The sequence below is a fragment of the Streptomyces pratensis genome (assembly GCF_037137275.1).
GTDB lineage: Bacteria > Actinomycetota > Actinomycetes > Streptomycetales > Streptomycetaceae > Streptomyces > Streptomyces pratensis_B.
In genome coordinates, this window is record NZ_JBBBEN010000093.1 from 307,089 (window position 1) to 318,607 (window position 11,519).

At 71.7% G+C, this 11,519-nt stretch carries 11 protein-coding genes; 4 read left to right on the plus strand and 7 right to left on the minus strand.

Annotated elements, in window-relative coordinates; all coding sequences use genetic code 11:
* Window positions 1-140: 140 nt before the first annotated feature.
* The 3 genes from V9U70_RS20760 to V9U70_RS20770 all read left to right on the plus strand — a co-directional run bounded on the left by V9U70_RS20760 (window position 141) and on the right by V9U70_RS20770 (window position 4,165).
* Window positions 141-1,463 carry a PhoH family protein gene (locus V9U70_RS20760; RefSeq protein WP_336677340.1) on the plus strand — a complete coding sequence of 441 codons (1,323 nt, stop codon included), beginning with the start codon at window positions 141-143 and terminating at the stop codon, window positions 1,461-1,463.
* Window positions 1,464-1,850: 387 nt separating this feature from the next.
* Window positions 1,851-2,576 carry an aggregation-promoting factor C-terminal-like domain-containing protein gene (locus tag V9U70_RS20765; RefSeq protein WP_336677342.1) on the plus strand — a complete coding sequence of 242 codons (726 nt, stop codon included), beginning with the start codon at window positions 1,851-1,853 and terminating at the stop codon, window positions 2,574-2,576.
* A 155-nt stretch (window positions 2,577-2,731) separates the two neighbouring features.
* Window positions 2,732-4,165 (plus strand): AI-2E family transporter, encoded by a 1,434-nt coding sequence (locus tag V9U70_RS20770; protein ID WP_336677344.1) that lies wholly within the window; start codon window positions 2,732-2,734, stop codon window positions 4,163-4,165.
* A 105-nt stretch (window positions 4,166-4,270) separates the two neighbouring features.
* Here V9U70_RS20770 and V9U70_RS20775 read toward each other — a convergent pair whose 3' ends face one another.
* On the minus strand, window positions 4,271-4,804 hold the full coding sequence (locus V9U70_RS20775) for an alkyl hydroperoxide reductase (RefSeq protein ID WP_336677346.1): 534 nt from the start codon (window positions 4,802-4,804) through the stop codon (window positions 4,271-4,273).
* Between the two features lie 10 nt (window positions 4,805-4,814).
* Complete coding sequence (locus tag V9U70_RS20780) at window positions 4,815-5,369, minus strand: peroxiredoxin (RefSeq protein WP_003966619.1); 555 nt, start codon at window positions 5,367-5,369, stop codon at window positions 4,815-4,817.
* 133 nt (window positions 5,370-5,502) lie between these two features.
* Here V9U70_RS20780 and V9U70_RS20785 point away from each other — a divergent pair, with 133 nt between their 5' ends.
* Complete coding sequence (locus tag V9U70_RS20785; RefSeq protein ID WP_336677348.1) at window positions 5,503-6,477, plus strand: hydrogen peroxide-inducible genes activator; 975 nt, start codon at window positions 5,503-5,505, stop codon at window positions 6,475-6,477.
* A 58-nt stretch (window positions 6,478-6,535) separates the two neighbouring features.
* Here the strand turns inward: V9U70_RS20785 and V9U70_RS20790 are convergent, their stop codons facing one another.
* The 5 genes from V9U70_RS20790 to V9U70_RS20810 all read right to left on the minus strand — a co-directional run bounded on the left by V9U70_RS20790 (window position 6,536) and on the right by V9U70_RS20810 (window position 11,506).
* A complete protein-coding gene (locus tag V9U70_RS20790; protein ID WP_336677350.1) occupies window positions 6,536-8,935 on the minus strand; it encodes an FtsX-like permease family protein in 2,400 nt (799 codons plus the stop codon).
* Window positions 8,932-9,618, minus strand: coding sequence for an ABC transporter ATP-binding protein (locus V9U70_RS20795; RefSeq protein WP_336677352.1), 687 nt, complete (start codon window positions 9,616-9,618; stop codon window positions 8,932-8,934). Before V9U70_RS20795 ends, V9U70_RS20790 begins: the two co-directional genes overlap by 4 nt.
* Entirely contained in the window at window positions 9,615-10,139 is a 525-nt protein-coding gene (locus tag V9U70_RS20800) for a PadR family transcriptional regulator (protein WP_336677353.1), read from the minus strand. Before V9U70_RS20800 ends, V9U70_RS20795 begins: the two co-directional genes overlap by 4 nt.
* Window positions 10,140-10,223: 84 nt before the next feature.
* Complete coding sequence (locus V9U70_RS20805) at window positions 10,224-10,538, minus strand: type II toxin-antitoxin system antitoxin (protein WP_336677354.1); 315 nt, start codon at window positions 10,536-10,538, stop codon at window positions 10,224-10,226.
* On the minus strand, window positions 10,535-11,506 hold the full coding sequence (locus V9U70_RS20810) for an SPFH domain-containing protein (protein WP_336677355.1): 972 nt from the start codon (window positions 11,504-11,506) through the stop codon (window positions 10,535-10,537). The genes V9U70_RS20805 and V9U70_RS20810 overlap by 4 nt, the downstream gene beginning before the upstream one ends.
* Window positions 11,507-11,519: the final 13 nt, after the last annotated feature.

The window sequence follows — 11,519 nt, forward strand, 5'->3', positions numbered from 1 at the left end:
CCGTACACAGCGTGCGGCCGACGCCCAGGCCGTGGTCCGGCCCGGGTGCGGGGCCCGAACCCGGTCCGTCCTCTCCCTTCGGGAAGCTCCGCGACCGTCTGTCGCCCTCCCCGACCTCGTCCGAGGGGGTACGTCCTTCCGTGGTGACCAGCACTAAGCGCCGCATGCCCGACAGGCGCACCTATGTTCTCGACACCAGCGTCCTGCTGGCCGACCCAGGCGCCATGGCCCGCTTCGACGAGCACGAAGTCGTGCTGCCGATCGTGGTGGTCACGGAACTGGAGGCCAAACGGCACCATCCCGAGCTCGGGTACTTCGCCCGGCAGGCGCTGCGCCTGCTGGACGACTTCCGCGTCCGGTACGGCCGGCTGGACGCCCCGATCCCGCTCGGGGACCTGGGCGGGACGCTCCGCGTCGAACTCAACCACTCCGACCCCGGCGTCCTGCCCGCCGGCTACCGGTTGGGGGACAACGACTCACGGATTCTCGCGGTCGCACGCAACCTCCAGGCCGAGGGGTACGACGTCACGGTCGTCTCCAAGGACCTGCCCCTGCGCATCAAGGCCTCCTCCGTCGGCCTCCTCGCCGAGGAGTACCGCGCGGAGCTGGCCGTCACCGACTCCGGCTACAGCGGGATGAGCGAACTGTCCCTCGCCGGGGAGCAGATCGACCTGCTGTTCACCGAGGAGACGCTCTACGTCCCCGAGGTCGCCGACCTGCCCGTGCACACCGGCCTGGTCCTCCAGTCCGAGCGCGGCAAGGCCCTCGGCCGGGTGACGGCCGAGGGCAATGTGCGGCTCGTGCGGGGCGACCGGGAGGCCTTCGGCATCCACGGCCGCAGCGCCGAGCAGCGGATCGCCCTGGACCTCCTCCTCGACGAGGCCGTCGGCATCGTGTCGCTGGGCGGCCGGGCCGGCACCGGCAAGTCCGCGCTGGCGCTCTGCGCCGGCCTGGAGGCGGTGCTGGAGCGCCGGCAGCACAAGAAGGTCATGGTGTTCCGGCCGCTGTACGCGGTGGGCGGGCAGGAGCTCGGCTACCTGCCCGGCAGCGAGGCCGAGAAGATGAGCCCCTGGGCTCAGGCGGTCTTCGACACGCTCTCCGCGGTCGCCGGACGCGAGGTGATCGAGGAGGTGCTCGGGCGCGGGATGCTGGAGGTCCTGCCGCTCACCCACATCCGCGGACGATCGCTGCACGACGCCTTCGTGATCGTCGACGAGGCCCAGTCGCTCGAACGGAACGTCCTGCTGACCGTGTTGTCCCGGATCGGGGCGAACTCGCGTGTCGTGCTCACCCACGACGTGGCCCAGCGGGACAACCTCCGGGTCGGCCGGTACGACGGAGTCGTCGCCGTCGTCGAGAAGCTGAAGGGCCATCCGCTGTTCGCCCACGTCACGCTCACGCGTTCCGAGCGTTCGCAGATCGCGGCCCTGGTGACCGAAATGCTGGAGGAAGGCCAGATCTGACCTGCATGTCCCGTTGATGCCGCCCGGCGAGCCAAGGAGCTTAGCCGGGCGGCATCGTGCCGTGCCGTCATTTCCGCGAAAGCCGGCGTCCAAACGGGGTGTGACCTTTCCCACGCAACAGGGAATTGCCTCCTGGAGGCCCGGTCCGGCAGAGTCTTGCTTCCGTCAGGCCCCGCATACGGCACTGGGCTCCTCCCGAGGCGCCACGCACCACACAACTCAAAACGAGATGTCCGTATGCCGCCCGCGAGCACCACGCGGCACCCCCTCGCCGGGGTCGCCCACCGGGCCCGCGCCTCCCGTGACCCACGCAGTAGGGAGGCCAGTGTCAGGGGCACGATTGCGCCCGCGAGGTCACCTAAGCGGGCGATGCTGGAAGGACACCGTGTGAGCCGGATCTCGGTCCGGGGGTTCGCCGTGGCATCTGCCACCGCGGTCACCACCGTAGGCGCCGTCGTAGGCGTTGCTTCGGGCGGCGCTCCCGCCGTCGACGACAACAACTTCGAGGCGGCCGCAGCCGACACCACGCTGCTCGCAGACATCCCCGCGGGCCAGCAGGCCCAGGTCCAGACCGCTTCGCTGACGCAGCAGGCCGATGCCCAGGCATCCGCCGCCGACGCCGCCGCGAAGAAGTCGGCCGAGGAATCGGCCCGCATCCAGGCGGCCAAGGACGCCAAGTCCAAGAAGCAGGCGGCCGAGGAGAAGGCCGAGGCCGAGCGCCTGGCGGCGGCCAAGGCGAAGAAGGAGAAGGAGGAAGCGGCCGAGCGTGCCAGCCGGTCCTCCGTCCGTGACGCCTCCTCGTTCGCCGCGCAGGGCTCCTACTCCGTGGCTCAGGTCAAGGCGATGGCCCGTCAGATGGTCCCCGCCGACCAGTTCCAGTGCTTCAGCAACATCGTGAACCACGAGTCGACCTGGAACTACCGTGCGACCAACCCGTCCTCGGGTGCGTACGGGCTGATGCAGGCCCTCCCGGGACACAAGATGTCGTCCGCCGGCGCCGACTGGCAGAGCAACCCGGCCACCCAGATCAAGTGGGGCCTCAGCTACATGGACAGCCGTTACGGCAGCCCGTGCGGCGCCTGGTCCTTCTGGCAGGCCAACAACTGGTATTAGGGGGAGCGGGCGCGGTCGCACGACCGCGCTCTCAACCTCGCGAGGCCCCTCACCGTCCAGACGGTGAGGGGCCTCGCGCGCGTGTACGGTCACAGCCTGGCGATCCCGGGGAGCGCTGAGGAGCGAAAGACGAAGATGGGGGAAGGAAAGAGAGCATGTCGAAACTGCCGGGTTGGCTGGGGCGCTTCGGGGCCGAACTGACGGAGCTGGGCGCCCGTCTGGAGGAGCGGCGTGCGCTGGCCGCGTCGGACGACCCGGACGGCCCCGCCGCGCGCCCCGGGCGCGCGGGTCTGCCCGCCGTGGCGGACGACGAGGGCTCCGGGCAGGTGCCCGCTCCCCCCACGTACGCCCCCTCCGTGCCCCCCAGGCCCGATCCGACCGCGGTGATCCCGTGGGGGATGCGGGTCGCGGCCGAGGCGAGCTGGCGCCTCCTGGTCCTCGCGGGCACCCTCTGGGTGCTGATGCGGGTCATCAGCGCCGTCCAGCTCGTCGTGCTGGCCTTCGCGGCCGCCCTGCTCGTGACCGCGATGCTCCAGCCGACCGTCGTACGCCTCACGCGGCTGGGGCTGCCCCGGGGGCTGGCCACCTCGGTCACCGCGGTGCTCGGGTTCGTCGTCATCGGCCTGGTCGGCTGGTTCGTGGTGTGGCAGGTGATGGACAACCTCGACACACTCTCGGAACGGGTCCGCGACGGCATCGACGAGTTGAAGCGCTGGCTGCTGGACAGCCCTTTCCACGTCACCGAGTCCCAGATCAACGACATCGCCAAGAACCTCAACGACACCATCGGCACCAACACCGAGGAGATCACCACCGCGGGGCTCCAGGGCGTCACGGTGATGGTGGAGTTCCTCACCGGGCTGCTGCTGGCGATGTTCTCGACGCTCTTCCTGCTCTACGACGGCAAGCGCATCTGGCAGTGGACGCTCAGGCTGGTGCCCGCCCAGGCCCGGCCCGGGGTCGCCGGGGCGGGGCCGCGCGCCTGGCGCACGCTCACCGCCTATGTGCGGGGCACGGTGCTGGTCGCCCTGATCGACGCCGTGTTCATCGGGCTCGGGCTCTACTTCCTCAACGTGCCGCTCGCGGTGCCGCTGGCCGTCTTCATCTTCCTGTTCGCGTTCATCCCGCTGGTCGGCGCGGTGGTCTCCGGGGCGCTGGCCGTGGTCGTCGCCCTGGTCACCGAGGGCGTGTTCACCGCGTTGATGGTGCTGCTGGTGGTCCTCGCGGTGCAGCAGATCGAGGGCCACATCCTCCAGCCGTTCATCCTCGGCCGCGCGGTTCGGGTGCACCCGCTCGCGGTGGTCCTCGCGGTGGCGACGGGCGGGCTCGTCGCGGGCATCGGCGGCGCGGTCGTCGCCGTGCCGCTGGTCGCCGTGATCAACACGGTGGTCGGCTATCTGCGCTCCTACGACCAGGGCGCCGTGCCGGGGCCGAGCGGCGGGCGCCACGGGGCCACCGCCCTGGCGACGAGCCCGGTGCCCGCCCCCGCCGCGCCGCCGCCCGCCGTGGTGGGCGGCGAGCCCCCGCAGGACCCGGCCGAACGCGTCCCGGCCGAACGCGTCCCGGAGGACCGGGCGCCGCAGGGGTGACCGCCCCGCGCGGCGCCCCGCCGCACACGCGGCACGACGAGAAGAAGAGCCCCGAGGACGGTCGGTCGTCCTCGGGGCTCTTCTCGTATCAGGGGTGTCGCTGTGTCACTCGGCGAGTACGGCCTCGGCGTCGAGGGTCACACCGACCGCCTGGATCACCGAGGCGATCTTGACGGCTTCCTGAATGGTCTCACGGTCCACGCCGGCCTTGCGCAGCACCTGCTCGTGCGAGTCCAGGCACTGGCCGCAGCCGTTGATCGCGGAGACGGCGAGCGACCACAGTTCGAAGTCGACCTTCTCCACGCCCGGGTTGCCGATGACGTTCATCCGCAGACCCGCGCGGAGCGTCCCGTACTCGGGGTCCGACAGCAGGTGCCGGGTGCGGTAGAAGACGTTGTTCATCGCCATGACGGCGGCCGCCGACTTCGCCGCGGCGTACGCCTCGGGGGAGAGTTCGGCCTTCGCCTCGGGCTCCAGCTCGCGCAGCACCCGCGGCGATCGCGAGGCGATCGCGCAGGCCAGCACGGTGCCCCAGAGCTGCTGCTTGGGGAGCTCGCTGTTGCCGATGACCGAACCGAGGTTCAGCTTCAGGTCCTTGGCGAAGTCCGGTATGGCGGACTTGAGTGCGTCGAGAGCCATGGTTATCAGCTCACTCGCCCGAGAGGAGCGCGACCGGGTCGAGGGTGTTCTCGCCCTTGGTCCAGTTGCACGGGCACAGCTCGTCGGTCTGCAGGGCGTCGAGGACCCGCAGGACCTCCTTGGGGTTACGGCCCACGGAACCGGCGGTCACCATCGTGAACTGGATCTCGTTGTTCTGGTCGACGATGAAGACGGCGCGCTGGGCGAAACCGTCCTCGCCCTCGATGCCGAGGTCACGCATGAGCTCGTGCTTCGAGTCGGCCAGCATCGGGAAGGGCAGGTCGGTCAGGTCCGGGTGGTCCTTGCGCCAGGCGTGGTGCACGAACTCGGAGTCACCGGAGAAGCCGAGGATCTGGGCGTCCCGGTCGGCGAACTCCTCGTTCAGCTTGCCGAAGGCGGCGATCTCGGTGGGGCACACGAAGGTGAAGTCCTTCGGCCACGCGAAGACGATCTTCCACTTGCCCTCGTAGGTCTTGTGGTTGATCTGCTCGAACTCCTTGCCGCTCTCCAGCGAGACACAAGCAGTCAGGTCGAACTCGGGGAACTTGTCACCGACAGTGAGCACGCGCTCTCCTTGCAACGTCTGGAATTCCCTGTTTGCGGGTTTTCCTGAGGGTTGGACGGGTTCCACTCTGGCACAGGGTGCATTGATCACGGAAATAGCTACACTCGGGCGTGATGATCGGAGGTGCCTATCAGTGGCGCAGGGAAACCCGGGCATACGCCCCAAGCAGCCCAGCCTGTCGCAGCTACGGGCCTTCGCGGCCGTGGCGGAGCACCTGCACTTCCGGGACGCGGCGGCGGCGATCGGGATGAGTCAGCCCGCACTCTCCGGAGCCGTGTCCACTCTGGAGGAGGCACTGGGTGTCCAGCTCATCGAGCGTACGACGCGCAAGGTGCTGCTCTCGGCCGCGGGAGAGCGGCTGGCGGTGCGCGCCGGGGCGGTGCTGGAGGCCGTCGCCGCGCTGATGGAGGAGGCGGAGGCGGTCCGGGCGCCGTTCACCGGGGTGCTCCGGCTCGGAGTGATCCCCACCGTGGCCCCCTACCTGCTGCCCACCGTGCTGCGGCTGGTCCACGAGCGCTACCCGGACCTCGACCTCCAGGTCCACGAGGAGCAGACGTCCTCCCTGCTGGAAGGGCTCTCGGCCGGCCGGCTCGACCTGCTGCTCCTCGCGGTGCCCCTCGGGGTGCCGGGGGTGAGCGAGATCCCGCTGTTCGACGAGGACTTCGTGCTGGTCATGGAGCGGGGCCACCGGCTGGGCGGCCGGACGGACATCCCGCGCGACGCCCTGCGGGAGCTCCCCCTGCTGCTCCTGGACGAAGGCCACTGCCTGCGCGACCAGGCCCTGGACATCTGCCGTGAGGCGGGCCGCACCCGGGACGCGCCGGTGACCACGACCGCGGCCGGGCTGTCGACCCTGGTCCAGCTGGTCGCGGGCGGCCTCGGGGTGACGCTGCTGCCGCGGACCGCGGTGACGGTGGAGACCGCCCGCAACGAGGCGCTGGCCACCGGTTGCTTCGCGGACCCCGCGCCCACCCGGCGGGTGGCGCTGGCCATGCGGACCGGGTCGGCGCGGGGCGGCGAGTTCGAGGAGTTCGCGGCCGCGTTGCGCGGGGCGATGGAGCCGTTGCCGGTGCGGCCGGTGGCGCCGGGGAGCGGCCAGGAGGAGTGAACGCGCGGCCGGGGCCCACGCGCTCGGGAGCCCCGGCCGTCGGCGGACCGGGCCTGTGTCACTCGGTGCGCAGTCCGTCCGGGCGCATCATCCGCCACAGCGGCGGCAGCGACAGCAGGGTGACCAGCACGACCAGCGCACCGCCGAGCCCCGCCATCGGCCAGAACAGCCACCAGTCGGACGTCTGCTTCCCGATCATCCAGGTGAGGGTCGCCCCCAGCCCCAGGCCGCCCACGACGGCCACCACCAGGCCGAGCGCCACCGGTACGGCGGTCTGCCACAGCACCGACCAGCCGAGCGTGGAGCGCCGGGTCCCGAACGCGACCAGGACCGACAACAGCCGCCGGCGTTCGCGCAACTGCTCCAGCTGGGAGACCAGCATGGAGGCGGCGATCAGCAGCAGTACCGCGGACGCCCCGAGTCGGAGGCCGGTCTGGACGCTGGCGTACTGGCGGTCGCGCGCCACCGGGTTGAGCTCGACGAACCGCATGCCGGGATCGATCCCGACCGCCGTGTTGCGCACGTGCTCTGCGACGTCCGGCACGCTGTCGTCGACCCGGATCTGCGCGACGATCGTGGCGCCGGGCAGCTTCCCCGCGTCGATTGCGCCGGTGGTGGCCATGATCCCCCAGTGGACGTCGCCCATCGGGTCCTCGCGCCCGGTCACGGTCGGGGTGTCGGCGGGCAGCCTCCACCGGTACGGTTCCGCGGCCATCCCCTCGCCGATGTGGACGACCTCGCCCTTGCGCGCGGTCTCGTCCACCCAGTCGCCCTGCCCCTCGTCGTCCGGCGGGTGCACGACGAAGGCGTCGCCGTCCTCGCAGGCGCCGATCCGGGCCAGTTCGCGCAGGGTCGCGCAGGTGCCGATGGTCAGCGAGGTGGTGGGCTGGATCTCGTCGTCCGTGTAGTCCCCGGGCTTCGTGGCGTACGCCTCCACCGAGCCGATCACGAGCTCGACGCCCTCGGTCGCGCGGAACCGCTCGATGGCCGAGGTGGCGGCCTCCCCGGTGACGTCCTGGGAGTACGCGGCGAACTGGGCCCGCGAGGGGTCCTGGCCGGTGACGCGGTGGAAGTCGGCGTTCATCGCGGCGAACAGCATCTGGAGGGCGACCGCCCCCGCAACCGCCACCGTCACGCCGCTCACCGCGCGGGAGGCCGCACCACTGCTCAGCTGGAGTCGCCGGGTGGCGAGCTGCCAGGGCACCGGGCCGCCGCGCAGCCGGTTCACACAGGCCTCGACCAGCCAGGGGAGCAGCAGGGCCAGACCGACCAGCACCAGCACCGCGCCGACCGTGATGGGGACCGGGTCCACGGGTGCGTAGTCCCCGATCCGGCCCGTGAATCCGAGCACCGCCAGCCCGGCCAGCGGCACCAGCAGCCGCCACCAGAGCCGGCGCCCCCGCTCGCGCCCCCGGCGTACGACGCCGAGCGGCTCGATCACCACGGAGCGCATCGCCACCAGGGTGACGAGGACGGCGGTCAGCGGCACCGCCACCACGATCAGCGACGCCAGCAGGGGGTCGGGCACCAGGTCGGCGGGGAACGCGCTGAAGTCCCAGACCTCGACCGCACCGGCGAACCGCCGGCCCGCCAGGAAGCACACCAGGCCGATCAGCAGCCCGAGCACCGCGCCGAACAGCGCCTCCCCGGCGGCGATCCGGCGGGTCGTCCTCACGTCCGCCCCGACCAGGCGCAGAGCGGCCAGCCGCCGGTCGCGGCGGTCGCCGCCGAAGCGCACGGCGGTGGCGATGAAGATCGCGACCGGCACCAGCAGCACGACGCAGACCATGATGACGAGCACGATCAGCAGCGGTGGCAGGGGGTCGCCCTGGCGAGGGTCGCCGTATCCGCCGATCCGGTGGCCGCCCGTGGCCGTCGTCAGGGTGTCGCTGCCCGCGTAGAAGAGCAGCTCGCCGGGGGAGCGCAGCCCGGCGTCCGCGACCGTGCCGGTGACCTCGTACGGCAGCCGCTCCCGCAGCAGGTCGTTGCCGGGCGCGGCGAGCAGCTCCTTGAGGGCGGGGGAGACCACCATCTCGCCCGGTCCGGGGAAGTGCGCGACCCCCGGCGGGCGGGCGGGCGCCGAGCCGTCGGCGCGCATCAGATAGCCGGAGACGGTCCGGTCGCGGTACTCGGAGGTCGCGTTGATCCGCAGCACAGAACGGTCCGACTCGGCGGCGTTCGCGTCGGGCGAATCGGAGATCCGTGTCTCGCTGCGGGCCTGCTCGCGTGCGGAGCGTTCGTCCAGCAGATGCGGTACGGAGGAGGCGAGCAGCAGCAGCGCGACCCCGAGGCCGACGCCGACGGCCGTCAGCAGCGTGCGAATCCAGCCCTCGCGGCCGCCCGCGGCCGCGAACCGGACACCGAGGCCGAGGTCCCTCAGGGCGGCCGCGCCGCGCGAGGGCGGCGTGGGATTCGGCGGCGTCGCCGCGTCACGTTCCCTGTCGAGCAGCAGCGTCATGCGATGTGCTCCAGATCGCGGGCCCGGCCGTCCCGCACGGTGACGTCGCGGTCGGAGTAGGCGGCGACCCGGGCCTCGTGGGTCACCAGGACCACGGCGACGCCTGCGGAGCGGGCGGCCTCGGTGAGCAGCTCCATCACCCGCTCGCCGTTGAGGGAGTCCAGGGCGCCGGTCGGCTCGTCCGCGAAGATCACTTTCGGGGACGCCGCCAGCGCCCGGGCCACGGCGACCCGCTGGCCCTGCCCGCCGGAGACCTCGCCGGGGCGCTTGGCGCCGAGGTCGTCGACCTCCAGGCGCTCCATCCACTCCCGGGCGGTGCGCTCGGCGGCCTTGCGCCGCACGCCGTTCAGCCGGAGCGGCAGGGCCACGTTCTCCACGCAGGTCAGCTCGGGGACGAGCTGGCCGAACTGGAAGACGAAGCCGAAGTCGCTGCGGCGCAGGGCGCTGCGCTCGGCGTCGGACATCGCGGACAGCTCGCGGCCCGCGTAGGCGATGGTGCCGGAGTCGGGTGTGATGATGCCGGCGAGGCAGTGCAGGAGGGTCGACTTGCCTGAGCCGGAGGGGCCCATGACGGCGACGACCTCTCCGGGGTGCACGGAGAACGACGCGCCGTCCAGGGCGGGCGTGGAGCCGTAGGTCTTGCGGAGGTCACGGGCGGCGAGCAGGGAGCCTTCGGGGATCACGGAGCCACTGCCTTGGCGAGCTGGTCGAGCCGGGCGGCGGTCAGTTCCAGCCAGCGCAGGTCCGCTTCCAGATGGAACAGGGCGTGGTCGCAGATCAGCTGGTCGGCGAGGTCGCCCCTGCGCTTGCGGTCGGTGAGGGCACGCATCATCCGCAGGTGCTCCGAGCGCTGGGAGTCCAGGAGGTCGGCCGCGCTGCGACCGGTCAGGAGCGCGAGGACGACCTTGGTGTAGAGGGTCGACTGGAGGTAGGGCTCCGGTTTCTCGGGCTGGGCGAGCCAGCGCGAGACGTCGGTGATCCCGGCGTCGGTGATGGCGTACCGCTTGCGCTCGGGGCCTCCTTCGCTCTCGACGCCGTCGACCTCGACGAATCCGTGCTTCAGCAGCCGCGACATGGTCGAGTAGACCTGGCCGTAGTGGAGCGGGCGGTCCTGGCCGAACTTCTCGTCGAAGGTCCGCTTCAGGTCGTATCCATGGCGGGGGCCGGACTCCAGGAGTCCGAGGAGGGTGTGACCGATTGACATGGAAATGACTCTACACGGGGTGTATACTAGCTGTGTATAGGAGTCCGGGAAGCGCCCCGGCCCGGGCAGGGGCCGGGGCGCCCTCTACGGACCTGGGGGCGCGGGCGGGGCTTCCGGCGGCTCCTCGGGCTGCCCCGGGCGGGGCTCGGGCCGCTCGTTCGGTGGCCGCTTTGGCGGCCGGCCCCGGCGGGCGACGGGACGGGCCGCCCCCGGCAGCCGCCCCGCCTCCGCCAGCGCCCGCCGCAGCAGGAACTCGATCTGCGCGTTGGTGCTGCGCAGTTCGTCGGAGGCCCAGCGGGCGAGTGCGTCGTGCACCGCGGGGTCCAGCCGCAGCAGCATCTGTTTGCGCTGCGGCGACCGGGGCCCCGGTGTCCGCCGGGGAGGCGTCGGATCGGTCACTGGTAGAGGGAGCCCGTGTTGAGGACCGGCTGGGCCGCGCGGTCGCCGCACAGGACCACCATCAGATTGCTGACCATGGCGGCCTTCCGCTCGGAGTCCAGCTCCACGATGTCCTGCTCGGCGATCCGGGTCAGGGCCATCTCGACCATGCCCACCGCCCCCTCCACGATCTGCTGGCGGGCCGCGACGACCGCTCCGGCCTGCTGGCGCTGGAGCATCGCGGAGGCGATCTCCGGGGCGTAGGCGAGGTGGCTGAAACGCGACTCGATGATCAGGACGCCCGCGGCCCGCACCCGGGCGGTCAGCTCGACGGCCAGCTTCTCGGTGATCTCCTCCGCGTTGCCGCGCAGCGAGAGGCCGTCCTCCTCGTGCGCGTCGTACGGGTACTCGATGGCGATGTGCCGCACCGCCGCCTCGGTCTGGGTGGCGACGAACTCCAGGAAGTCGTCGACCTCGAAGAGCGCCTGGGCGGTGTCCTCGACCTTCCAGACGACGATCGCGGCCAGCTCGATCGGGTTGCCGTAGGCGTCGTTGACCTTGAGGACGGCGGTCTCGTGGTTGCGGACGCGGGTGGAGATCTTGCGGCTGGAGGTCAGCGGGTTGATCCAGCGCAGCCCGTCGGCGCGGATGGTGCCGACGTACCGGCCGAAGAGCTGGATCACCCGGGCCTCGCCCGGGGCGACCATCTTCACACCGCTCATGCCGAAGAGGGAGGCGATGAAGAGCAGGATGCCGAGGACGAGCAGCGGGACCCCCAGGGTGCTGCTCCCGTGCTTCGCGATCACGCCGCCGCCGATCGCGAGGCCCACGCCGAGGAGCAGGGCGGCGATGGTGAGGAGCAGCCCGAGGCCGCCCGGGATGGAGTGCGCGGCGACCTCCCTGACCTGCGGTGCGGGCATCTCGGGCGTGTCTGCGGCGAGCTCCGGCGCTGCGGCGTCCGGGCGATGGTCGTCGTGCTGTCCGGTCATGGGGGCCCCCGTT

Coding starts and splice junctions, on each gene's coding strand:
- V9U70_RS20810 (WP_336677355.1), bottom strand. CDS start 11,506: ATGACCGGACAGCACGACGACCATCGCCCGGACGCCGCAGCGCCGGAG.
- V9U70_RS20800 (WP_336677353.1), bottom strand. CDS start 10,139: ATGTCAATCGGTCACACCCTCCTCGGACTCCTGGAGTCCGGCCCCCGC.
- V9U70_RS20775 (WP_336677346.1), bottom strand. CDS start 4,804: ATGGCTCTCGACGCACTCAAGTCCGCCATACCGGACTTCGCCAAGGAC.
- V9U70_RS20770 (WP_336677344.1), top strand. CDS start 2,732: ATGTCGAAACTGCCGGGTTGGCTGGGGCGCTTCGGGGCCGAACTGACG.
- V9U70_RS20790 (WP_336677350.1), bottom strand. CDS start 8,935: ATGACGCTGCTGCTCGACAGGGAACGTGACGCGGCGACGCCGCCGAAT.